Raw genomic sequence first — 22,233 nt, 5'->3', positions numbered from 1 at the left:
CCCGGGTCGTGCCCGCGCTGCCGCTGCCGCAGACCCGCAAGGGCGTGGCTGAACGCGCTGGTCAGGCCGGTCGCATCAGCCAGATCAGCGAGCAGCCGGGCACCAGCGTGCCCGACGATGCCCCGCCCGTCTCCGGTCACCATGATCTTCGGACGTATTGCGGTAGCCTTCATCCAGCAAGTGCCTTCCGTGACAGGAACATCGGACCCTCAGCAAGTCCGATTTTCCCTGATCAGAAGGCACTTCCTCGTTTCCGGTCCACTCCTTGGACAGCCCTTAACGAAGGGCCGAGGCTAGGCCCTGCGCGCTCGCAACTCACGGATAGGGCAACGGCGTCCCTGAACTGCTGTCGCAGGTCGAACCCCCTGCGGACGCTAGGGTCGCACCCATAATTGTCATTCTGTGGGCCATCGCCCAGGAGTCGCTCTCGCGGTAGTCACGGAGGGTCTGGCGTCACCGTCGGCGCATGATTGCGTAGACCATCCTGCTGCTCGCGAACTCGGAGATTGTGATCAGTTCCCAGCCGAATCGTTCCAGCACCTCCGCAGCGGCGACGGCCTGCGTGACCTGGTCACCGCCCACTCCACGATGCGACAGGACGGTGAGAAGCCGGTACGGGTAGACGCGCAAGTCGACAGGGCCGCCGAGGACCGCTTCGGCGGTGACCGTTCTCGTGCGGGCTATGTGCTCTGGTGTCTCACGGGCGGCCATACGTGAACCCTAGTCGTCGCTTGCACGGACAGTCGCGTTCGGTGACAGCGGGTATGTTCGGGTCGTGCCTACCTCGGTCCGTCTCCCGGCCGTCGCCGCTGCCGTCCTGCTCGCCGTGGCGGTGGCTGGCTGTCACAACGCCGATGATGGTCCAATCGCGGCGCCTACCCCGCCATCTGTCTCGGCTAACGGCGTCACGGCCAGCCCGACAGCACCTGCCGAACCGGCGTACACCGCGGATGGGCTGGACCTGTGCGCGAGGACGGATGTGAAGGTCGTGGCGGACCTGGCGCCCGAGGTGACGCGCGAAGATCCGCGGCCGCCGCTGGCTCGGCCCGGTGCCGCCTGCCTGTTCGAGATGCGAACGAAGGCTGGCTACCAGGCGAATCTTCGGGTCGAGGCGTCGACGCTCCCGACGGCGGACGAGGCGCGGCAGCTGTATCGCGGGACGCGGCGGGCTACGGGGATGACGCCCGCCGGAGCGGTGCCGGGCGTGGGGGAGGAGGCGGAGGCTTTCACCAAGCGGTCATCACCGGGGTTCAAGTACGCCGAGTACCTGGTGCACGCGCGTACCGGCAACCTGGTGGTGAAGGTCTGGCTCGCCGTCGGCGGCGAATCTTACGTTGCGAACTCTGTGTTGGCGGAGAAGTCGTTGACGATCCTGCGGGCCACGCAGGCGGCGGTGCCGACGGCCTGAGAGGCCTTGACTCGTCGCCCCGGGCCACTGCCTTTCCGATTTGGGGTGGGACACCCACGCTTGCCGGGTAGCGCACGCTGTGGCCTCTGGAGAGGGGCGCCTTGTGCTGGGTCAGTCCCGAACGGCTTGCGGCCACTGGCTTCCGGGCAGCTTCGAGTAGTCACCGACCTGGGTGGCGATGTCCCGGATGTTGCCCAGGGCGTCCATGAAGCGCTGCCCGACGGTGAGCAGGGTGTTGAGGCCGGCGGTGACGAGGTCACCGACCGACTTGGCGAGGGTGGAGATGGCCCAGGGGATGTCGATGACGGTGCTGGCCTCGGTGGCGGCCTGCGCCAACTTGCCGGCGAGTCCGGTGACGATCTTGGCCAGCTCGACGGCGTAATCGACGTTCGAGCGGGCGATCTTGAACAGCCATTGGCTGATGAACTCGGCCTTCAGCACCGACTCGTCGATCGCGGCTTTCTGCTTGGTGGCCTTGGCGTTGTAGGCGATCGCCGCGTCACCGCTCCACTTGGCGATGTTGTCGCTGCGCGGCTCGGTGGCGGTGAACGACAACTCGGAGACGGGAGTCTTGACGTCGTTGACCCATCGGAAGCTGACGTTGATCAGCGACAGCACCGGCACCTGGCGTTCCAGCGCGTGGTCGACCTGGTCGAGCACCGTGTTCATGGCACGGCGGGTGGCGTCGAGGTTCTGCTTGATCCACCACAGCCCGGCGGGTCCGAGAAGCCACCTGTGCTCGTTGACTCGTTCCACGATGTCGTTAAAGGAGCCGACGGCTCGGTCGATGCCGGAGCGGATCTGGTCGAACGCCTTGTTAAACGGCTCACCGTACTCAAGGTCGCTGCTTGCGGGCTGCACCTGCACTGCCTTCCATCGTCATGCGCGGTAGATCTTGTCGAGATCCAGGGAGATGACCTCGTCGGCCCGGTCGTACTCGTCGGCGATGCGTCGCAGCGCCGCACCGATCTGATCGAACTCCGTGACGGCGCCGTTGAGGATCCGCACCATGAACGTGTGGAAGTCCCGGTAGGAGACGGCGTGCAGGACCACGCTCGCGTCGCCGATGAAGAAGGCAGACGGCTCAAGGTGCAGCTGTTCGGCGGCTGTCTTGACCTCCGCGATGCTGTCGGACATCGCCAGCCACTTCTTGCCCTCGTCGCGCAGCGCGTCGGTGATGACTTCCAGGTCCTTCATCGCCGCGCCTCCGCCTCGCCGGGGCGGGCGAGCTCGTAGGCCCGGAAGAGTGATCGGGTCTCGAACCGTAGTTGCTCGGTGTCCATGCGGGCGACGCCCGCGGAGTCCGCGGTGATCGCCGTGATGCCCGTGCCGCGTAGGTGAAGCCTCAGGCAGCCGTGCGGACTGGAGATCGTCCCTTGCTCGGGCTGCTCCGATGCATGGGTCAGCCGGGCGAGTTCGGCGTCGATGTGGTGCAGGGCGCCCCAAGTGCGCTGCAGCCAGAGGTCCTCGTCGAGGTCGGGCTCCGTGCTGGTGGCCGGCGGTTGTGCTGGTCGTGCGGGGGCGGGTTGGTCTCGCTGCAACTCCTCTAGCGCGGTGGCTTCGAGGAGGCTTCCCAGCGCGCGGGTATACGCCTCGTAGACCGCCTCCCCGATACCGGTCACGCCGGCCTGGCGTCGCCAGTCGCGGCTGATCGTCACGTCCTGGACCTGTCCGGATCTGGTGAGGAGCAGGCTCACGGACGCTGTGCGGTCCTGGCCGGAGTGGAGCCTCGGCGTGGACCGGGAAGCGAACTGGTCGACAGCGTGTGCGGCGTTCGTTCGCAGCGTGTCGTCGTTGCCGAGGAAGTCGAGGTGTGCCAAGGGCAGCCGAAGGTCGCCTTTGTCTTCGAACATCAGTCTCAGCCCCCGCGACATGGCCAACGCATACGGTGATTTGCTCGTTACGGCGCAGAGGACACCGTACGGGAAACGCGAGGCCCTATGGGGGGTGGGTTGCTCGGTTGGTGCTGAGGCAGTCTGCCCCGACGGCCGAAGATTCGCCGCGCCTGGAGCTGATGCTGATCGCAGGGGTTGGCAGTGTGTGTGCCGTCGGCGACGCCGGTAGAGGGAGGGAGCGGCGGTGGATGCCCGTATGCGGTTGAGGTTGGCCGTTGCACCACACGAAGCCGAACCGTTCCTGCTCGACAGCCTCGGCAAAGCCCACGGACAGGCCACACTCTACGGCGCCGGCCTCGCGTGCCCGCGCCTGCGTCGCCTTGAGGAAGCGTTGACGATGTTCCGCCAAGCACAAACCTCAGCCCGCCAACTCGAGGACACTCACCACGAGGCCTTGCCAGCCACCTGACGGGGTGGGCGCTGCTGGAGCTGCAACGCCCCGCCGAGGCACTCGAACACAGCGCCGCCAGTACAGCCACCAGGTCATCGCGGTCCAGCACGGCGAGGACCCGCCGCCGGGCCGGCACGGGCGTCCATCAGGTTGGCGAGCATCCGCGCGGCGGCGTGCGACCGGACGGCCCGGCGGCCGGCCGCTGCCCGGGCGGCGCCGGCGACGTCAGCCATATCGTCACCCGGGCGAGAGGCAAGGCAGGGGGCGCGGCAGCGGCGATCCCCATCGTGGACATGCCGAAGATCGTGCCGCCGCTCGGGCCTTACGTCCGGCCGGCCGGCCGAGCGCAGCGTCGTAACGGGGCGTGGTTGGCTCGCTGCGTTAGGCTCCGCAATCGACGCCGACGAGGGAGGCCCCGTGAAGCAACGCACCGCAGAAGGCTCCATGCTGGGATCCGGTAACTGGTCGCTCGTGCCCCCGGGCAGCGACGACTTCACGGTCTACGGCGGACCGGCCACGGTCGAACGAGCACGGGACTGGGCGTTCCAGCACCAAGTGATGCTGTACCGCGGCCCGGCTCAGGAGTGCGTCCACGGGCTCTACCGCATGGACGTCTGCACCTTCGCCGCCTGCAACTCCGTCGGAATGGACCACACCCAGATTTGGGTCCAGCACGACGCCCGCAGCGCGTTCCTCCTGACCCATCCGTACGAGAACGGCATCCCAGAGTCGCTGATGCTCTACGCCGACATGCACGGCCTGAGAGTCGACTCGCACCCGTTCGACGGGTGGTACGGCAACGGTAGCCTGCCGATCCGGTGACGATCCCGCAGAACTGGCCGCTCTGGCCGCTCGAACGCGACGCGGTGCTGCTGCTGCACACCCAGCCGGTGGACTGGCCGGAGGACGAGTAGCAAAGAGCTCTGCCGGCGGGCCGAGTGGCCCTCGCCGCCCGGCCCGCCGACACACCTGCCCGGTCTGCACCCAGGTCGTCATCATCGGGATGGCCGGTAGCCGACCTCCCGGCCGTCGGTGTTGACCCGGGCGATCACGTCGGAGCGGGTCAGCGCGGCCAGGTGCTCGCTGACCGTGGACCGGTCCAGGACCACAAACATGGCGACGTCACCGGCGGTGCTGTGCCGATAGCCGTCAGGGTGGCGCAGCATCAGGCCGGCGTGCTGGTGCACCGCAAACCTACGGTCCGCTGACGCTGCCGTCCGCTATTGGGGTTGCTATTCTCCGCTGTGGCGCATCGCCGAGCGCAACCGGCTGCTGGTGACCATGCTGGCCACCCTCGGCCTGAGGGTCTCCGATGCCACCGGCCTGAACCTCTCCGACCTGCGGCACAACGCTGGGCACCCCACCGTGGTCATCCGGGGCAAGGGCGGCAGGATGCGTGAACTGGCGGTGCCCGCCGTCCTGAAGCAACTGCTCGATCAGCATGTGCCCGTCCAGCGTCAGGAGAACGAGAGGAGCATCACGCTGTACACGGTGCGGCTGAGTGTCGCGACCGGCATGGAGCCGGGAGCGTACGAGGAGCGGGCCCGGCAGAAGATCGGCGATCCGCTCTTCGCTGCCAGCAGCGGCAACCGGCTCACCCAGGTGGGAGTGTTCGCCCAGGTCCGCCGACTCGCTCAAGACGTGAGGCTGGCCGACGCCGACCGCATCTCCCCGCACAGCCTGCGCCATTCCGCCGCCCTCGCCGACGGCGCCTCCCTGCACGAGGTCCAAGACCTCCTCGACCATGCCGACCGCGGACCGCCCGCCGCTACGACCTGACCGTGTTGCCCCCGATCACTCTCCCGCCCACCGCCTGGCCCCGCTGTTTGGTGGGCAGGGTGGTAACCCAGCGCGGCACTCCCTCGGGTTCAATCCGCCGAACGGATCTGCACCACCCGTTCGTCGGTGAGCCGCGCCAGCCGCGCCAGCTCCGCCGGCCCCATCCCGGCCGACAGCTCCCGGATCGTCGCGTCCCGCGCCCGCGTCAGAGCCGCGCGCAGCGCCGCCAGACGCCGCACCTCGCCAGCGCGCTCCGCCACCAGCTCCGGATCGGCCTCCGCCCGACGCGCCGACGCCTGGTGCGGGTAGATGTCCCGCACTGCCCCGCCGGCTAGCTGCGCCGCCTGCCGGTTCGACCAGCCGGCGTGCTTCGTCAACGCCGCGGCGGCGCGGTTGCGGGCCTCCACCGCGTCGGCGTACTCCCGGTTCGCGGTCTCCAGCTGGCCGGCGGTGGCCTCTAGTCGGGCGATCGGCACGTCGGGCAGTTCCAGCAGCACGTCCGCGTCCGGGCTCGCGGCCACAGCCGGTTCGTTCGCGAGCTCCCGGGCCTGCTTGTAGAGGGCCCACAGTTCCCGCACGTCCAGCTGCGCGGTCTGGAAAGCCGTCTCGGCGCGGCTCGCGCTGACCCGCCGCGGCGGGGTGACCTTCTCGATCGCCTCCCGGACCTGGGCGACCTTGTTGGGTCGGCCGTGGATCTCGGTGCACAGCTGGGTCCACGACCAGCCGTGGTGGTCGTGGAGCGCGGCGGCGTGCCGGTCGCGGACACCGAGGGCCTTGCGGTGTTCGGCGCGCAGCTCCCCGGCGAGGATCCGGCCGGCGGTGGCACGGCCCTGGCCGGCCCGCTCGGCCGCTTCGGCCAGGCGTGCTCGGTAGGTGTCGATGATCGGGTTCATGGGGCTCCAGGGTCGCGCGAGGGCCGGCGGCCCGTGGTGCTCCGAGGGATGGTGGAGTATGTGCTGGGCGGCCAAACAACCACCATCGAACACCCCTTACCGTATCAGAGATTAACGCTGGTTCGGTGACTCAGTCGGCGGTGATCGGCGTGCAGCGCGGGCACGCGTGCCCGGCGGCGCCGACGACGGCGATCTCCGGGATCGCGCTCGCCGGCCGCAGCGTCTTCGCGCGTCGCGGTGTCCATGGCGTCCATGAGGTCTCCGTCCGTCCGGAACGGGTCGCTCACCCACTCACACCCTCGAGTGTGGCAGACATTAACGCAGGGAGGTAAGCGCGCCGGGCCGCCGGTGTGCCCGGCGCGCTGAACGACCGTCACCAGAACAGCCGGATGATGATGTCCACCACCGTCACGGTGATCCTGGCTAGCGTCAGCGCCTGATCGCCGCCAAGACGCTGGCGATTGCATGATCGGCTGCACCGCGGCCTCTTGTCTCTTTCACCCATGGGCTCCTCCCCGCCGTGGGGGGAGCACGCCTTTCGCGCTCCGTCAGTTGGATCTATCGGCGGTCCCGCAAGCGGAGGAGCGTTAAGAAGCCCGGTGGGCGACGTGATTCGCGTCACCCACCGGGCTCTAGTGTGGGCGGGCCAGGCGGCCCGCCCGAGGCGGTCATGAGTCAGGTCAGGGCCGCCTCCGGCACAGGACCACCGCGGCGACGGCCGCGACCGTGAAGTTGGCGCCGACGACGCCGATGGCCCAGACGGCCCGCAACCAAGCCTGCCGGCTCTCCTTGGTGGACAGATCCGCCTGCGTGGGCGCCGGGGCGCCGACGCCGACCAGGCGGCCGATGACACCCCGGTATCCGGTCTCGGCGGCGAGCACCTTCTGTCGAGAGCGGCGAAAGGCGGCGGGTTCGCCGATTCTTGCAGCCAGGCCATGCGGAACCCGAACCCACGAGGGCATAAGTGAGCCTGTCTTGCAGCGGGTTCAGCCCCTGCGCGTTGGTTGCTCGAATATCGGGAAAGCCGTCGAGTTGGGGCGGTAGACATCCAGCCGCATGTCGCGGTTGGCCAAGGCTTGGATGGCGATGAGTGCGACGATCAGTTTCGAGCTGGTCGGCTCGACGTGGTCGACAAGCGCGGTGAGGGGGTTGCCGGGCAGTGGCAGCGCGAGGCTCCCACAGCATAGGCGACGGAGATGGCCCGGGCGGGGTCGCGATGCCGGTTCGCGGCACCGGTACCACCGGCTCAGCCCGGCCTCTGTTGCCGGAGATGGGCCAGGACCGCCTCCCTGGTGGTGCGAGCACCGAGCAGCTCTCGGGCTTCGGCGATCCGGCGGTTCGCCGTTCGCAGCGAGATGTGCTCACTGGCCGCCGCGGCGGCGATGGTGTCGCCGTCGGCCAAGCGGTCCAGCAGGGCGCGCTGGTCACGGTTCAGGGCCGACGGCACGCTCGCCTCCGGGACTTGCTGGACCGGGCCGAAACCGCTCAGGTCGGCGAGGAGCCTCTCCGTGATCTCCCGTGTGGCCGGGAGAGCGACGACACCTGCGCCTCGCGCTGCGGCGAGGACGACCAAATTTGCGGTCTCCATGTCAGCAATAGAACCGTAAAGTACCAACCGAGCGGATCGTATGTCCCAGCTCAAATTGGGCAGTGCAAAGCCTTGCCGAACGGTCCAGCCGTTTCGAGCCAGGCCGCGCAGGGTCACGTCGACTTCGGAGGCCGCTCGAAGTACGAACATGGGGAGTGCGGGCTCGTGCATCGTCGGAGCCGATTCGGCCACCACCGGAGGGACATACGCGGGATTGTTGAGGAAGGGAACGACGCCTCCCCTAAATCCCCATCCGATGCCGGAACCTGACATCTCGCTGTAGTCGAGTCCGTCCATGAACTCGGAGCCGGTGATCGGATCTTCCCCAGGCCAGTACCCTCTCCGGCCCATCAGCCTCAGCAGGAGGCTCGCGATCCACGGCTCTACCGCGCGGCGACTGCGTTCGATGACACCGACCCATCGCGCCTCAGGCCACTCGCCAGGCTGGCCGCCATCGACGATAAGCAATACCGGCATGGCGGACCCATCGAGCGCACTCCGGATCGAAAGCGGGACATCGGAATTCCTGAGATAGACAACAATGGCGCCGCCAGTTGCAGTCAGGAGGGTATTAGCGATTTCTTCGGCGGCCGGCTGGCTCCACACGACGAACCGGCAATCCCTGATCAGAGAGGTCGCGAGTTGCCGCAGCATCCCCGAGTTCTCACGCACCTCGCGAGCCGGCCCTACCGCGACGAAGAAGTTCTGTCCACGCGGCGCCACCGGAGTCCTCGGGCGAGGCGATCGCATCGGCACCTCGCCCACCCGCAGACCCAAGCGCTGGATGAGACCTGAGGCGATCCGGCTGATCTGATCCTCGAGATCGTCCGAGTCCGCGTTGTCGACCAGGCCGAGCAACCGGGAGAACGGCGCCGGTCGCCCGGACGTCCGTTCCAGGTGCGGTGCCACCACCCGCCACACCGCGAGCACGTCGGTAGTGGTCAGCTTCCGTTGCAGCACCTCGCGTACCCCGGGCAGGAACTCGTACCGGTCGTCCGGATAACGGTTCAGCACTCCTCCGACGAGCAGCTCGGCCACCGTCGTCAAGCTGCCCTCCGGCACCAGCTCGGCGCGCACCAGCTTCGCCGACGACAGGGTCACCTCGATGGCCGACATCAGCACCGCCAGGCGCGCCGCCTCCGTGGACACCGTGGCCACGAACGACGCGACCTGCTCGGCGGGACTAGTGATCGGCGGGCTTACGTCGGTGACCGCGTTCTCCTCGACCAGCACCGCGGGTAGCCACACGCCGTCCCCGGCCATCAGCATCCGCGCCCACCGAGCAATGCCCGCCGCCTCGAACGGCACCACCGGAACCGCGTGCCGCGGCGCGGTCTCCGCCATCCACCACCATGGTGCCGACACCCAGAACCGGCTGTTGGCCGCTCCTCTGCTTCCCGACGTCACCCCCACATCTACGTCGCCGAGGGCGGTGGCTCCCCACAACCGAGGCGGCAGCACGTGCACGATCGCCATCGGCGCGGCCGCGCCCCAGGCCCGGAGCGCCGACCGGATCGCCGGTCCTCGCCACAGCGCGTGCACCCCGTCGGTCACCATGAGCACCAGCCGCCGTGCCGGGGCCGCCAGCTCCTCCGGCCGGTACCGCGTTCCCGCCCGAGACCGCAGCCACACGGTGCCGGATTCGGCGCTCAGCGTCCACCGCACCACCCGCTGGAACGCGTGATGCCGCTCCAGCTCCGTCGCGAGTCCCGCGATCCTGTCCCGCCACACCGCCATCGTCGGAGTGCCATCGACGACGAGCGCCACCTCATGGAACCAGCCCTGCTGGACCGGCACGAACACCGGCGCGAGCACACCTGAGTCGCAGTACCGGTCCACGGTCGCGATCACGTCGAGCTGCTTCCCGGTGGCCGCCTCCCGACGCTTGTCGAAACCGCGCAGGGCCCGTCCTAGTTCGCGCCCGGCGGGGTGCGGTTCCGGCGGCAGCGGGGGCAGTTCCAGCGGGACGCCGGTCCGGTCGTCCGCATCGGCGCCGCGCCGTAGCGTCTGCGGCGCCGGCCGTTCCTCGTGATCGTCCGCCGCGCGAACCTCCCGCTCGGCGGACCGGTGGCGGGAGGCGCCCGAGGTGGGGGCCGGTCGCGCCGCGGCCGGCCGAGGAGGCGACGGACCGGGCTCCTCCGCCGATACCGGCGGCAGCTTCTGGGCGAGCCACAACACGTCGGCCAGCTCGCGCCAGTCCACGTCGATGCCCTCCGCGCGCAGGGCCGCCACCAGTTCCTCGATCACGGCACGTCGCTGATCAGCTGTTTGAGGACGAGATCGACGACGCGCCGGCGTTCCGGACTATCCTCCGGTAACTGCCGAGTGATCAGGTAGACCGCGTTGAGTAGCTGGTCGGTGGCGAGCGCCGACTGTCCGTACCGTTCGCCGAAGTCCTTGACCAGGCTCGCGGCCTGATCGGCGTCGGTCTTGCCGAGGTGCGCTGCGACGATCGCGGCGAGCTGTCCAGGCGTTGGGTCAGGCATCCTGTGCCGGATGCAGCGACGCAGGAAGGCGGGCGGGAAGTCGCGTTCCCCGTTGCTGGTGAGCACCACGAACGGGAACTCGGCGCAGCGCACCGTGCTCCCGTCCAGATCGACGATGTCGTCGCTGCCGAAAACCCCGACCTTGTGCCGTCCCTTCCCCGCCAGCCGGGTCAGCTCGGGAATTTCGTACATCCCGCGCTCGAAGACGTTGAGCAGGTCGTTCGGCAGATCGATGTCACCCTTGTCGATCTCGTCGATGAGCAGCGCCCGAGGCCGTTTGCTGGGCAGTAGCGCGGTGCCGAGTGGACCGAGACTCAGGTACTCCCTAGGTTCCGGCTTTCCACTGCCCCCGGTGTGGGCGTGCAATCGGGCGATCGCGTCGTACCGGTAGAGCGCGTCCGCCAGCGTGCTGCGCGACGTGACGTGCCAGCGCAGCACCGGCCCGAGCCGCAGTTCCCGGGCCACCGACTCGATGAGCGAGGATTTGCCGGAGCCGGGCCTGCCGGTGATCAGCAGCGGGCGGCGCAGGTGCAGTGCCGCATTGACCGCCTCGACGGTCTCCGGAGAGGGCTGGAACTCCTTGCCGTCGACGGGGTCCGTGATGATCGGCGCGAGCTTGTCGGGGGCTTTGCCCTCGAACCTGCGCCACGGCGGTGCGACCGGCGGCGTGATGTCGTGCGGCTCGGCTTCTCCGGTGTAAAGCTTCCAGTCAGACACCTTGTCGCCCTCCGGTTTGAGGTTCTTTCAGTTGTCCCAGCGGTGGCAGAGCTTCCGGCTCGTCCCAGATCACCCGGAGACCGTGCTGGGGTCCGCCGCGTTCTTGATGCAGCCGCTCCGGCAGGCCGGCGAACTCACCCTGCCCGGAGAGCGCTTTTATGATCTGTTTCAGGTGCTCCCAGTCGGATGGTTCGCTGACGACCCAGACCAGGTAGGGCGCGCCCGCCGCGACGGCCACGATGATCGGATCGCGGCGCAGCTCCGCGGGGCAGGCTTCGGCGACGAACCCGAGCGCCACACAGCCGCGACCCGCCGCCTGGACTCCCTCTCGGATCCGGCTCGGCGCGGCCCGGTCCTGGTCCGGGATCCAGAACACCTCGGGCGGATGGTCAGCCACGTGTTCGCGGATCGCGGTCGCCCGCTCGCGCCACACGTTGATGGCGCGCTGGTGGCCGAGCCGTTCAGCGCTGTGCACGATGGTCGGCTGCTCGGTCCAGAGCGGTTCGGGCGCGTACAGCTCGTCGCCGAACTCCCAGGACTCGGGAACCTCGTCGAGCTGGCGGCGGGTGAGGATCAAACCGACGGTGAAACGGACAAGGCCCCTTTGGTATGCCCAATCCCGCAGCTCCTGGATCGCCTCGCGTGCGCCGTCGGTCGTACCGGAAGTCTCCACCGTCGTCTTCTGCCAGCCCGCGCCGGGCACGAACAGATGGCCGTCCACAGCGGACGGCCACTCCTGCCCGAGGAGCAGCCGTCCGGGATTCCGTAGGTCGACGACCAGCCGGGCCGGCTCGGTGGGCGTCCACGCGGCTTCGGCGCGCAGACCGCGCAGAGTGTCGGCGGGGAGCTCGAACCACGAGTCCTCGACCCGCGCTCCGCTCAGGTGTTCCACGTCGGCGACGAAATGATGCAGGACAGCGGTCCGGCCGGGTTCACCGCCGTATGCGGCCGCACGGTCGAGAGCCTCATCGACGTCCTGGGGCGCGTCACCGACGTCGCCGGGCGGTACGCTGCGGTAGTAGGCCGCCCGCACCTGCTCACCCCGGATCGCGGGGAACGTCCTGAGCGGGGTGGCGATCCAGTGCTGCCGGCGCAGGATGCGCAGCACCTCGTACGCGCTCAGCCGCTCGCCGTCGTCCGTCGCCGACCTGATCAGGGCTTGCAGCGTGGCGTCGCCGTGCCCGTCCGCGACGTGTCGCACCGCTGCGGTGAGCACGGAGGCCCGGTCGGCATCGGCATTCACGCCGAACAGGCCGAGCAGACGCCGCCTGCCTTCCTCGGAGGCACCGAAAACCCCATCAGCCAGCGCGTACGCGACCCGCCACGCCTGCGCGACGGTGAGCCCGGTGTCACGCAGCCCTCTCTGCACAGCGGGAGACACCGGAATTCCTCCGTACGAAATATGGTCCTCGTCTCCGTCTCCGGACCGATACCAGAGCGAAACCGGCCGCTGCCGGAGCTTGCCTCTGTCCCGATAGCCGTCGAGCTGGGTGGTGACGTGCGTGCGCAGCGCCTCGAAGTTCAGCGTTAGGTCGTGCCTGCCGAGCCAGTCCAGGACGATCCTGCCGAAACGGGTTGTCGCCGAAACCGCCTCGTACTTGGCGGCCTGCCCTTGAGCAGCGGAGAAGAGCACTTGTTGGCGCACTCCGAGCCGGCTCGGCCCTTTCGGGAACAGACCGGGTTGCACGAGCTCACGGAGTTCTTCCGGCGAATCGAGCTGCTCAACCTGGTTGGCGCACGCGTCGATCAGGACCACCTGCCGGGTGAAGCTGCCACGCAGATGTTTGGATCGCAGGTAGGACAGCAGGTCACCGGCATCCAGGCCCCGCAGGTGCTGACGGCCGGCGTCCGCGCTAAACAGCACCCGCCGATCGTCGCTGACGAGGCCGTGCCCGCACCAGAAGAGCAGGAGCAGCTCGCCGTCCAGGGTCGCGAGGTCCTCCACCGCCTTCTGCAGCTTGTCGTGAGTGGCCTCGATGAGCTGAACTCCGCGCGGCTTACGCGGGCACCGGCCGGGCACCCATGACACGGCGACCCGGATCCGCTCGGCCGGGACCTCTTGGGCAAGTGCCCACCTGGCGAACCGCATGGCCTGCGCTGCGGTGCCGGGAAGGGCGGGCAGCACGTCGTCGGCGTACCGCTCGACGCCGACCGCCAGGACCGACACCTTCGCCGGATCCACCCCGGTCATCTCAGGAACGCGGCTCACTTCAGGAACGCGGCGACGGCCGCCCACACCTCGGAGTTCGACCAGTAGGCGCTGTGCGACTGCGGGAACGGCTGCCCGTTGTCGACTTGGACATCGGTCACCGTCGTACCGAACACGTCACGGCCGACGTACGACAACGGGTCCTTCAGATCGTAGATGTTCAGCCAGGCCGGGAAGTCCTTGGTCAGCGGCTCGGGCTGGGCCAGCGCGGGCAGGGCGCCGATCTCATACAGGAACGGGGCCTGCGAGCCGATCGTGATCAACCCGCGTACATTCGGCGGCGCTTCGCGCACCAGCAAGTCCACGCTCATCACACCGCCGAGCGAGTGGGCGAGCAGGTAGACGTCGCCGCCGATGTCGTCGATCGCGGCGCGCAGGAACGTGCGCGCCGCGTCACCGCGAGCCAGGAACCGCAGCACGTCTCCCGCGAGGGGTCCGGTGCCATCGGTGATCGCGCCACGATCACTGGTGATCTTGCGCGTGGCGAGATGCAGTACCGGGGCGAGCAATGTGCTCTTGACCGACATCACGTACGCGTCTAATTCATCACCCAGCCGGGTGACAAGTGCGTCACGGACGCCGCCGTCGATTTGCGGGCGGCCCGCCTCGGTGGTCGCCACCGAGGCGTATGCGATCAGAGCCCGGGCGATGGCGGCGCGGTGCTCCACCGGGTCGGCCGGGGCGGTCCGGATCGCCTGCTCGAACTCGGGCGCCGCACGCAGGGCAGCCAGCGCTTCGTCGAATTCGCCGGACAGACCGGCGGCGCCGAGCTGGTCGCGCATCTCGGCGGAAGGATGGAACTCGTTGATCTGCTCGCGCAGGAAATCGGCAGGCGACTCCTCGCCGAGGTTCCCGATGCCACCGGTGGTGTGTCGGCGCAACAGCCGCAGCTGGTACCACGGATCAGTGTAGAGCACCGACCACAGTGCCAGCATCTCGTCCGGAACACTGCCGCCGGTCTCGGCGTAGCGTGGGATCGACGTGCCGCCGAGATTGAGCCGGGCACCGACCGCATCACCCCAATAGCAACCTCGCAAATCGGCGTCGATCTTCCGCTCGGCGATCTTGGCTTGGATCGCCGTGAGCGTCTCCGCGTAGCGTTCGGCACGCGTCCCGGTTCCGTGCACGAACAACAGCGTCCTGGACAGCGTCGACTCCCTCGGTCGATCCATCGGGCACGGTCAGCTTCGCGCACCGCCCGTCCGCTGTCCACAGAAGGCCCTACGCGCGAGTGATGTGCCGCCCCGGACTCGAACTTCGACGGTCAGGGGCAGTCGCAGTTACCGGTGGGAAGGTCTCGGCAGGTGAGGCAGAGGGCCTCGATGGTGTACGCGCCGGGCCGGCCGTTGGCGTTGTCGGCAGTGGCCAGCTCGGCGCGGGCCGCGTCGTCGTGGGTCTCGACCAGGCGGTCGCCGTCGAACACCCCGTACTGCCGGGTGGGCTCGGCGAGGTGAATGGGCCGACGGATGAGGCGGTGCGTCGAGCCTCGCGGGTGAGGATGTCCGGGTGAACGTGCGCTCGCATACCTGCTGTGCGCCCTCGGGCGTGGCGAGGGGGGTGGGGGTGCGTACGGTGAAGGCGTAGTCCGCGCGATGCGGGCGGTCTGCGCCGTCGGGGTCTCCGTCCTGCGACGGGTTGCTCTCCCTCGCACCCCGAAGTGTAGCGTGATTTACGCTGGCTGGCGGGATAGTCCCATTCACGGGATGTAAGTGCTTAACGACTGAGCGCCCAGATCGACACGCTCGGCGAGTCCGGGTTTTCATGATCTGTCGAAACGGGACACGCCGTCGCACAATGGAACTTCCATGCCGCCGCGCTCACACCCCTACCGATGGCGATCCTTCACCTCCACTAGCTGCGGAAATCATCTACCGGACTAGGTGTGCGAGAGCGCGGCGTCCCGATTGGACAACCGGGGTGGGAGTGCCCGTCGGGTGCGGGGAGGCGATACCGTCTCTCCTCGCACCTCCTCCGGCTGCGCTTGCCGTTGATCCGACGCATGCGCGGAGGGAGGTGATACGGGTGGACGCGAGTCAGGAAGGTGGCCAGCCCTCCGACCGGAAGACAGCCCGGCTTTACGCCTGGGCGGCTCTTCTGGGCTCACTGGCCACGCTGGTAAGCGCCCTGGCCGGATGCTTCCCCACCTAGCGGGCTAGACCCGCTAGGTGGGGAGCACCGGCCGGACCGGCCGCCCCGAGCGTTTCGGGTGCGTAGAGGGCGGTCGGTCCCCTCAACATCCGGACGGCTAGAAGCTGTCCAGGGTGACGTGGCGACTCTAATAGGCCGGGATGCGGTTGGGTACACGCATTCCGCCACTGGGCAAAACGGACCGGCCTCGCAGCGTTGGCCATTCATCTGATCGGCCAACGAAATGCTCTGCTCGGGTGACCGCTCATGACCCCATGAGAGGTCACGTCCTGGTCCGGTCGGCCCGTCGACCGGATCCCGCTGCCAGTGGTCCACCGTGGCTGGGTCCTCCGGCTCCAGGTGGGCGGAGGAGCGCTCCATGGCGTCGGCCAGGGCCTCCCGCTCCTCCGTCGTCATGTTCTTCGTCAGCCACCGCCGCCGGCCGTGCAGCCACAACCGAGTGGGCGACGCCGTCGAGCGAGCGTCACCGGACCGAGCTTCGGGTGCTAACCGTTCATCAGGTCCGCCGCGGTCGGGGGTCTTCTCCAGGCCCAGGGCGGCGCGGGCGGCGGCGGTGACGGCCAGGAACTGGCACCGCACGGCGCACGCGCCGGGGAACTCGAGTACCCCGCTGGCGTAGAAGGTGCGCTTGGCGATCTCGTGGCTGCCGGTGGCCTCGTTGGCGATCTCGGCCGCTCGGCGTCCAGGGTGGCGGTGTCGTCCAGGTAGGTGGCCCACGGCCTTGAGCTACGCCCGATGCGTCCGGTAGGTCGCCCACTCGCCGGTCCATTGGGCGAGGTTCTGTACCCAGCGCTCGGTGTTGTGTCGGGCCTTGGTCGCCCATTTCGCGGCGTTGGCCGAGGCGAAGTGGTCTAGTACGTCAGCGCTTGTGGCGGTCCAGGCCGGGAATTGCCCGAGCCAGTCTTCGGCTTGGTCGGCGGTGTGGCCGCTGCCGATCAGCCATTGGACGAGTAGTGCGAGTTCGACCCAGGCAGCTGCTTTGGTGGCCCAGGCCCAGTCGACGATGCGCAGGCCGTGCGGGGTGACGATCAGGTTGGTCGGGTTGAGGTCGGAGTGCACGAGTGTCCCGCCGTCCGTCGCCGGGTGCGTGAACCCGAGCCGGTCGGCCGGGGTGAACCACCGATCGCCCGGCGCCGGCGTCTGCTGGAGGTCTTTCAAGGCGGCGGTGAGCAGGTCGAGGTCGGGGCTGTCGGGGGACAGGTCGGGGTGGGGACCGGCGAGATGCTCGGTCCCCACCACCAGCCAGCCATCGGCCTCGAAGTGCCACCGCAGCGCCGGCGGGTACCGGTCGACGGCCTGGGTGACGGCCAGCTCGTAGCGCAGCGACCGGACGGCCCATTCGCCGACGGCCGCTTTGACGAAGACCGGTCCGGACGGGCCGGTGACGGTCGAGGCGATCTGTGCATGGTTGCCGTCGGGTGCCGGGGATGCCTCGAACGCTCCACCGACCTGTTCGGTGATCCTGGTGATCACGCTGCGGGGCAGGATCGTCCAGTCGCTGCGCATCAGGTTCTCCTGTTACCGGCCGGGCTGCGGCGGGTTCGGCGGACAGCAGGACCCGGCCTCACCGCCCCAGAATTCCATGTCGATCTGGTAGCCGGTGTCGTGCAACGCCGCGAGGGTGTAGGTGATCGCGGTGCCGTCTCGCATGGCTTCGGTCAGGATCGGCCGGTGGTGCACGTAGTGGCCGGCGATCTGGTGGCAGGCGGCGGTGTAGGGCTCGCTGATCTGCAGTAGGGCGTGCCAGACGGCGTCGACCGGTCGGGTGGGCACGACCCGGTAGGACTCGCCGGTCGGCAGAAGCATCCCGAAGTCGGGCTTGCCGGCCTGGTCGGCGTGGGCCTTCAGGAAGACCAGGAATTGCCCGACCGCACGCCCGGCGTAGGTGTGGCTCACCTCCTGCCGGGCGGCGAAGTAGCGGGCCAGCTTGTCGAACACCTCGCCCGACACGAGCGTGCGCGGGTCCTGTGCGACGGTCGTGCCGGGTCTGTCTGCGGTGATGCTCAAGGTTCCTCCTTGATCGCGAACGGGGATGAGCGCGTATCGCGTCGCCGTCGGGGCGGTGATGCGAGCGTTTGTCGTGCGGTGATGTGAAGGTGACGTCGCGGCCAGCCGTCGCGGAGGTCCCCTCACCAGCGGCAGGCTGCGGTGCTTGCTCACCGCTGCTCGAGGATCGATCTTCGGAAGGGGCCCCAGGCCACGAAGCGGTCGAACATCTCCTGCGGGCTCGGTCCGTCGTGTGGGTTGAGGTGGAACAGGTCGCGCATCGCCTCGAACATCAACCCGCTGAGGTAGATCGAGAGCGCAGGGAGCGCCGATTCGTACTCCACTTTCAACAGCAGCCGGGCCTGCGGGCACGGCCACGGCTGACCGCAGGCCCGGCATGCCCACGTCGGCCGCAGCGGGGTGTGCGGAGGCGTCGTTTCGGTTCTGTAGCGCGGCCGATCTGGCGTGGGGCCGGCGCTCGGCGTCTGCAGCTGCGACGACATCACCGACGGCTCCTGGCTGCTCGCACCTGCCACTCCTGGCGGGGTTGCTTTCTCGGGCCCGTTCGACGGCCAGAGCCCGTCCACGTTCGTAGAGCCATGAGGAAGTACCTCTTTCCTTCGGCGCTGTCGGTTGGCGGTGGCGATGATTCGGTGGCCTGGTGCTGCAGTGGCTACGCGTCGCAGCTCGGGTGACCCCTGCTGCTGATCGCGCCTGAGACGGTGGAGGTTGGTGGCTGGCCGGTCAGGGTCCGACGGGGCGCCGGCGTGGGTGGTGTGGCCGCGTTCGAGGATGAGGACGTACGAGAACAGGCCCGCCCGGCGGCCGGTCAGCCGTCCGTGCGCGGCGAGGACCTCGCCGCTTTGCGGGTCGACCAGGAGCTGCGAGGTGGATCCGTCGGCGGTGACAGCGAACGTCATGCCGGTGCTCTGGCCGCGGTCGGTGATGCCGGGGATGTCGGCGAGGACACGCAGGATCGTCGCCCGCAGGGCCTGGTTGAGGTAATGGCTGCTCGCGAGCGCGACGACACCGCTGATGAGCAGCCGGGGATAGGCGAGGTCGGTGGCCAGCTCTCGGGGCGCTACCGCGCCGGCCAGCACGTCCGCGTCTTTCAGGAGTGCTTCGAGCAAGTATGGGTGCAGGCCGCCGGGCAGGTGCTCGTTCGTTTTCTTCGGCGCCTCGCCGGGTGTGGTGTCGATGGGGTCGGCGAGGGCCGTGAGCCGCTGCCACGGGGTCAATTCTGGCCCGGTGGCGCTGGGGTGCGTGGTGGCGGATCGACTGCCGGTGGCCGCTGGCGCAGTCGACGCGGGCCTCGGATGGCCGGGGGCGCTGGCGAAGCAGTCGGCGAGCAGGACGCTGCCGACCAGGCTCACCGCCAGGCGGGTGGGGACAGTCGAGCGGAGCATCACGGTGTCGGGGTTTCCTTCCTCGTGGTTAGCGGTAGGTGGCGGTGGCGAGGTCGCCGACGGCGGCGTCGACGGCGGTAGTGATGTCGCGGACGGGCCGGTGGTGTTGGTCAGCGATGGCGCGTAGCTGGTTGGCGACGGTGGTGGTGTCGTCGTGGAGATAGAGGTGGCCGGTGAGGTTGAGGGCGACGACGAGTCCGGCGAGGGCGGCGGTGTGGTTGTCGGGTTGTTCGCGGCCGTCGGCGAGGTAGCGCAGGCGAGCGCGCGCGATGACGGGCCACCGCTGGTGGGTGGGTAGGTAGGTGTCGGCGCGGATCAGTCCGCCGAGTCGGCGGTGGCTGGTGTGGCGGAGGATTCCTGCGGCGTGCAGGCCGGCGCGGGTGCGTTCGTAGAGGTCGTCGGCGAATCCGCGCAGCCAGTGGCGCAGCGGTGGGGCGGGCCGGGTGTGGCGCAGGCTGGTGAGGGCGGCATCGGTGATGAGGTCGCCGACGGGCCGGTCGATGTGCAACCGAATCCGCTGCTCCCCGACCGGATGGCCGCTGCCGTCGAGGGTGGTGCGGCCGGTGAGGACGAGGTCGATGAGGACGGCGCCGGCGAGACCGAGGGCCAGGGCTTGGCGGTGGATGTGGGATTGGCCGGTGTCGTCGTTGTGGGCGAGCAGGTACAGCTCGTCGCGTAGCGGCAGCCCGGGTACCGGCGTGGTCATGGCTGCCCCTGGGTGAGGCTGCGGAGCCGGGCGTGGGCGTCTGCGTAGGCGGGCTGCGGCTGGGGGAGGTGGGCTTTGTCGATGGCGGCGAGGATTGTGTAGTTGGGGTCGCAGACGTTGCCGATCGGTGCCCGGCCGGCTTGGGAGATGAGCTGGTAGGCGTCGAGGGTGTCCAGACGGCAGAGGTCGGCGGTCCAGGTGGTGAGGTCGTGGTGGGCGATGCGGTAGGCGTCCTCGAGTGGTCGGGCGCAGCCGACGGACATGATTGCGACGTCGGTTTCCAGCCGCGGCCATGCGGTGGGAAGGCCGCCCTTGATGACCTCGACGGCGAGGGTGGTGACGGTGGCGATCTCCACCGCGGCCCCGCACGCTTCACCCTCGCCTTGGCGGGCGTGTCCGTCACCGAGGGCGAGGAGCGCGCCGTGGACGTTGACGCCGAGGTAGAGGGTGTTGCCGGCGCGCAGTTGCGGGGTGTCGAGGTTCCCGCCGTAGTAGTCCGGGACGATCGTGGCGCGGGTTTCCATCGCGGCGGGGGCGACGCCGATCGTGCCGATCATCGGATCCAACGGCAGCTCAACCCTGTGGTCGCTGGTGGTGGCGCAGTACCGCACGGTTCCGGCGGTGGGGTCGATGGGGTAGACCCAGACGCGCTCGTCGAGGGGTGGTTGGAGGGTCGCGGTGTGCGGCGTGGAGGTCAGCGCCCCGAAGTACGGGAACGTCGCGGACACACCCCAGTCCCGGGCCGGGACGATCGAGGCGATGTGGACGGCGAGGGTGTCGCCGGGTTCGGCGTCCTCGACGAAGAACGGCCCCGACACCGGATTCAGATATGGCATCGCGCACACCTGCGACGGCAGGTCCGCCGGACCGCGTACCCGTCCGCCGAAGCAGTCTTCGGTGTGCACGGTGAACACGTCACCGGAGCGCACATGCGCTACCGGGATCCGCCCGCCGAAGGTGTAGGCCAACTCGTCCCGCGCCGGCCGATACGTGAAGTGACTTCCGGAAGACATCGTGGTCACACCCGCTCCAGGTCACGAGCGGACCGCTGCACTGGCGTCAGGCCGGACAGCGACGGACGGCGGCCGGACAGGTAGAGGCCGGCGAGTACGACCATGCCGAGGGCGAGCCAGGCCAGGCCGAGGCGCTGCGCGGCGATGTTCGCGTTCGCCACTACGTAGGCCAGGATCGCGAACCCGATACCGGGCATGACCAGGTGCGCCCACCAGTTGCCGCTGCGCCGCCGGATGAGGTGGTGCACGACGACGGAGACGTGCAGGACGAGGAACGCGACCATCGCCCCGAAGTTGATCAGCGATGACAGCAGAGTGATCCCGTCGGCGCGGGTGGCCATGTACAGGCCCAGGGCGAGAGACACGGCGCCGGTGAGCAGGGTCGCGTTGATCGGCACGTTGCGTCGTACCGACACCTTTGCCAAGAAGCTCGGGAGCTGCCGGTCGCGGGCCATCGCGTACAACAGCCGGGACGTCGCGACCTGCGCGACCATCGAGTTCGGCAGACCCCACGCGATCGCGGTCGCGACGGCGCAGAGGGTGGCCAGCCACCCGCCGCCAGCCACCGCGGCGGCGTCGTAGAAGGCAGTGCCGTTCGGGTCACCCTGCGCCAGGAGCACGCCGGGGTCGGGGACGAGCATCGCGGCAAGCCAAGTCTGCGCGATGAACAACACCCCCGCCAGGATCAGGACGGCGGTCATCGCCCGGCCGATCTGCCGAGAGCCGCCCCTGGTTTCCTCGGCCAGCATGCTGATGCCGTCGAAACCCAGAAAGCTGAGCACGGCGATCGACACCGCCCCCGCGACCACGGCCCAGGTGAACGTGTCGGAGTTGTAGAACGCGTCCCAGCTGAACCGGCCCCTACCTGACGCGAGAGCCCAGCAGGCGACGGCCAGAAAGACCGCCAGGACGATCAGCTCGCCGACGAGCATCACCCGAGTCACCATCGCGGTCATCCGTATGCCGACCGAGTTGACGATCGTGTTGACCGCGACGAACCCCAGCAGCCACAACCACACCGGCACCGCCGGCACCGTCGCGTGCATCGCCACCGACGCCACCAGATACAGCAGGCCCGGTACGAGAACGTAGTCGAGCAGGATCACCCAACCGGCGAGGAAACCGACCGGTGCGCTGATGCCCCGGCCGGCGTAGTTGTAGACGCTGCCCGACATCGGGAACGCCTTGACCATCTGAGCATAGGAAAACGCCGTGAACACCAACGCCACCACACCGACCGCGTATGCCAGGGCCACCATCCCACCGGAGCCGGCGTACACGCTGCCGAAGATCGCCATCGGCGCGATCGGCACCATGTACACCAAACCGTAGGCCACGAGATCCCGGAACCGCAGGTGGCGGTTCAACTCCTGCCGATAGCCGTAACGCTCCAGCTCTCCCTGATCGAACATCCAGCATTCCTCCCTGAAACTGCTCGACGAGCCGTCCTCGGCGCCCCACGAAAGCGCCCGCCGTCACGGCTCGACCGCGACGCATCCTGGCCGGGACACGGCTGAGGTTCCCGGCGACGAGAGTGACTAAAGGCGAAGGAGCTCAATGTCGGTAAGCCTCCTCATCCACGTCTGACAACCCACCGACAAGCGCCTA

General features: G+C 68.9%; 23 protein-coding genes and 1 pseudogene. 4 read left to right on the top strand and 20 right to left on the bottom strand.

Annotation, left to right across the window (positions count from 1 at the left end):
* Window positions 1-173: pseudogene (locus C569_RS33455) on the bottom strand (IS1380 family transposase); the annotation flags it as partial.
* A 280-nt stretch (window positions 174-453) separates the two neighbouring features.
* Complete coding sequence (locus tag C569_RS0127475; RefSeq protein ID WP_018788932.1) at window positions 454-711, bottom strand: hypothetical protein; 258 nt, start codon at window positions 709-711, stop codon at window positions 454-456.
* Between the two features lie 64 nt (window positions 712-775).
* On the opposite strand from C569_RS0127475, the gene C569_RS0127470 reads away from it, so the two are divergent.
* Entirely contained in the window at window positions 776-1,408 is a 633-nt protein-coding gene (locus C569_RS0127470) for a hypothetical protein (protein ID WP_231394917.1), read from the top strand.
* Between the two features lie 111 nt (window positions 1,409-1,519).
* Here C569_RS0127470 and C569_RS0127465 read toward each other — a convergent pair whose 3' ends face one another.
* The 3 genes from C569_RS0127465 to C569_RS0127455 are packed head-to-tail and all read right to left on the bottom strand — an operon-like array spanning window position 1,520 to window position 3,261.
* Window positions 1,520-2,269, bottom strand: a complete 750-nt coding sequence (locus C569_RS0127465) for a hypothetical protein (protein WP_231394916.1) — start codon at window positions 2,267-2,269, stop codon at window positions 1,520-1,522.
* An 18-nt stretch (window positions 2,270-2,287) separates the two neighbouring features.
* A complete protein-coding gene (locus tag C569_RS0127460) occupies window positions 2,288-2,605 on the bottom strand; it encodes a hypothetical protein (RefSeq protein WP_018788929.1) in 318 nt (105 codons plus the stop codon).
* Window positions 2,602-3,261, bottom strand: coding sequence for a hypothetical protein (locus C569_RS0127455; protein WP_026268721.1), 660 nt, complete (start codon window positions 3,259-3,261; stop codon window positions 2,602-2,604). Before C569_RS0127455 ends, C569_RS0127460 begins: the two co-directional genes overlap by 4 nt.
* Before the next feature lie 226 nt (window positions 3,262-3,487).
* Here C569_RS0127455 and C569_RS31255 point away from each other — a divergent pair, with 226 nt between their 5' ends.
* A complete protein-coding gene (locus C569_RS31255) occupies window positions 3,488-3,712 on the top strand; it encodes a hypothetical protein (protein ID WP_155945640.1) in 225 nt (74 codons plus the stop codon).
* 426 nt (window positions 3,713-4,138) lie between these two features.
* Window positions 4,139-4,516 carry a hypothetical protein gene (locus C569_RS0127445; RefSeq protein WP_018788926.1) on the top strand — a complete coding sequence of 126 codons (378 nt, stop codon included), beginning with the start codon at window positions 4,139-4,141 and terminating at the stop codon, window positions 4,514-4,516.
* Window positions 4,517-4,689: 173 nt separating this feature from the next.
* Here the strand turns inward: C569_RS0127445 and C569_RS0127435 are convergent, their stop codons facing one another.
* Entirely contained in the window at window positions 4,690-4,881 is a 192-nt protein-coding gene (locus C569_RS0127435; protein WP_018788924.1) for a hypothetical protein, read from the bottom strand.
* On the opposite strand from C569_RS0127435, the gene C569_RS0127430 reads away from it, so the two are divergent.
* Window positions 4,859-5,473 carry a tyrosine-type recombinase/integrase gene (locus tag C569_RS0127430; RefSeq protein WP_369754127.1) on the top strand — a complete coding sequence of 205 codons (615 nt, stop codon included), beginning with the start codon at window positions 4,859-4,861 and terminating at the stop codon, window positions 5,471-5,473. The two genes, C569_RS0127435 and C569_RS0127430, sit on opposite strands and share 23 nt — an antisense overlap.
* An 89-nt stretch (window positions 5,474-5,562) precedes the next feature.
* On the opposite strand, the gene C569_RS0127425 is transcribed toward C569_RS0127430, so the two are convergent.
* From C569_RS0127425 to C569_RS0127360, 14 genes are all read right to left on the bottom strand, one after another.
* Window positions 5,563-6,366 carry a hypothetical protein gene (locus C569_RS0127425; RefSeq protein ID WP_018788923.1) on the bottom strand — a complete coding sequence of 268 codons (804 nt, stop codon included), beginning with the start codon at window positions 6,364-6,366 and terminating at the stop codon, window positions 5,563-5,565.
* A 104-nt stretch (window positions 6,367-6,470) separates the two neighbouring features.
* Entirely contained in the window at window positions 6,471-6,653 is a 183-nt protein-coding gene (locus tag C569_RS34600; protein WP_155945639.1) for a hypothetical protein, read from the bottom strand.
* A gap of 393 nt (window positions 6,654-7,046) precedes the next feature.
* Window positions 7,047-7,247: a hypothetical protein gene (locus C569_RS0127415; protein WP_018788921.1), complete on the bottom strand. Its 201-nt coding sequence runs from the start codon at window positions 7,245-7,247 to the stop codon at window positions 7,047-7,049.
* A gap of 365 nt (window positions 7,248-7,612) precedes the next feature.
* On the bottom strand, window positions 7,613-10,201 hold the full coding sequence (locus C569_RS34595; RefSeq protein ID WP_231394915.1) for an SAV_2336 N-terminal domain-related protein: 2,589 nt from the start codon (window positions 10,199-10,201) through the stop codon (window positions 7,613-7,615).
* Entirely contained in the window at window positions 10,198-11,157 is a 960-nt protein-coding gene (locus tag C569_RS0127405) for a MoxR family ATPase (RefSeq protein ID WP_018788920.1), read from the bottom strand. Before C569_RS0127405 ends, C569_RS34595 begins: the two co-directional genes overlap by 4 nt.
* Window positions 11,150-13,348, bottom strand: coding sequence for a hypothetical protein (locus C569_RS0127400; RefSeq protein WP_018788919.1), 2,199 nt, complete (start codon window positions 13,346-13,348; stop codon window positions 11,150-11,152). Before C569_RS0127400 ends, C569_RS0127405 begins: the two co-directional genes overlap by 8 nt.
* A gap of 14 nt (window positions 13,349-13,362) precedes the next feature.
* Complete coding sequence (locus C569_RS0127395; protein WP_026268718.1) at window positions 13,363-14,538, bottom strand: hypothetical protein; 1,176 nt, start codon at window positions 14,536-14,538, stop codon at window positions 13,363-13,365.
* A gap of 92 nt (window positions 14,539-14,630) precedes the next feature.
* Entirely contained in the window at window positions 14,631-14,789 is a 159-nt protein-coding gene (locus C569_RS33445) for a hypothetical protein (RefSeq protein ID WP_018788917.1), read from the bottom strand.
* A 1,451-nt stretch (window positions 14,790-16,240) separates the two neighbouring features.
* The gene (locus C569_RS0127385; protein WP_018788916.1) at window positions 16,241-17,020 is read right to left on the bottom strand and encodes an aminoglycoside phosphotransferase; all 780 of its coding nucleotides are present in this window, start codon (window positions 17,018-17,020) and stop codon (window positions 16,241-16,243) included.
* Between the two features lie 12 nt (window positions 17,021-17,032).
* Complete coding sequence (locus C569_RS0127380; RefSeq protein WP_018788915.1) at window positions 17,033-17,521, bottom strand: hypothetical protein; 489 nt, start codon at window positions 17,519-17,521, stop codon at window positions 17,033-17,035.
* Between the two features lie 149 nt (window positions 17,522-17,670).
* Window positions 17,671-18,003, bottom strand: coding sequence for a hypothetical protein (locus C569_RS0127375; RefSeq protein ID WP_026268717.1), 333 nt, complete (start codon window positions 18,001-18,003; stop codon window positions 17,671-17,673).
* A gap of 931 nt (window positions 18,004-18,934) precedes the next feature.
* A complete protein-coding gene (locus tag C569_RS0127370; RefSeq protein WP_018788913.1) occupies window positions 18,935-19,612 on the bottom strand; it encodes a GPP34 family phosphoprotein in 678 nt (225 codons plus the stop codon).
* Complete coding sequence (locus tag C569_RS0127365; protein ID WP_026268716.1) at window positions 19,609-20,625, bottom strand: acetamidase/formamidase family protein; 1,017 nt, start codon at window positions 20,623-20,625, stop codon at window positions 19,609-19,611. The genes C569_RS0127370 and C569_RS0127365 overlap by 4 nt, the downstream gene beginning before the upstream one ends.
* A gap of 5 nt (window positions 20,626-20,630) precedes the next feature.
* The gene (locus tag C569_RS0127360; protein WP_018788911.1) at window positions 20,631-22,037 is read right to left on the bottom strand and encodes an APC family permease; all 1,407 of its coding nucleotides are present in this window, start codon (window positions 22,035-22,037) and stop codon (window positions 20,631-20,633) included.
* Window positions 22,038-22,233: the final 196 nt, after the last annotated feature.

The sequence above is a fragment of the Micromonospora sp. CNB394 genome, from assembly GCF_000374985.1.
In the GTDB taxonomy this organism is placed as follows: domain Bacteria; phylum Actinomycetota; class Actinomycetes; order Mycobacteriales; family Micromonosporaceae; genus Micromonospora; species Micromonospora marina.
This window is presented reverse-complemented; position numbering and strand designations above follow the sequence as displayed.

Coding starts and splice junctions, on each gene's coding strand:
- C569_RS0127375 (WP_026268717.1), bottom strand. CDS start 18,003: ATGTCGTCGCAGCTGCAGACGCCGAGCGCCGGCCCCACGCCAGATCGG.
- C569_RS0127370 (WP_018788913.1), bottom strand. CDS start 19,612: ATGACCACGCCGGTACCCGGGCTGCCGCTACGCGACGAGCTGTACCTG.
- C569_RS0127475 (WP_018788932.1), bottom strand. CDS start 711: ATGGCCGCCCGTGAGACACCAGAGCACATAGCCCGCACGAGAACGGTC.
- C569_RS0127395 (WP_026268718.1), bottom strand. CDS start 14,538: ATGGATCGACCGAGGGAGTCGACGCTGTCCAGGACGCTGTTGTTCGTG.
- C569_RS0127425 (WP_018788923.1), bottom strand. CDS start 6,366: ATGAACCCGATCATCGACACCTACCGAGCACGCCTGGCCGAAGCGGCC.
- C569_RS0127385 (WP_018788916.1), bottom strand. CDS start 17,020: ATGCGCAGCGACTGGACGATCCTGCCCCGCAGCGTGATCACCAGGATC.
- C569_RS0127400 (WP_018788919.1), bottom strand. CDS start 13,348: ATGACCGGGGTGGATCCGGCGAAGGTGTCGGTCCTGGCGGTCGGCGTC.
- C569_RS0127360 (WP_018788911.1), bottom strand. CDS start 22,037: ATGTTCGATCAGGGAGAGCTGGAGCGTTACGGCTATCGGCAGGAGTTG.
- C569_RS0127365 (WP_026268716.1), bottom strand. CDS start 20,625: ATGTCTTCCGGAAGTCACTTCACGTATCGGCCGGCGCGGGACGAGTTG.
- C569_RS0127460 (WP_018788929.1), bottom strand. CDS start 2,605: ATGAAGGACCTGGAAGTCATCACCGACGCGCTGCGCGACGAGGGCAAG.
- C569_RS0127455 (WP_026268721.1), bottom strand. CDS start 3,261: ATGTTCGAAGACAAAGGCGACCTTCGGCTGCCCTTGGCACACCTCGAC.
- C569_RS0127445 (WP_018788926.1), top strand. CDS start 4,139: ATGCTGGGATCCGGTAACTGGTCGCTCGTGCCCCCGGGCAGCGACGAC.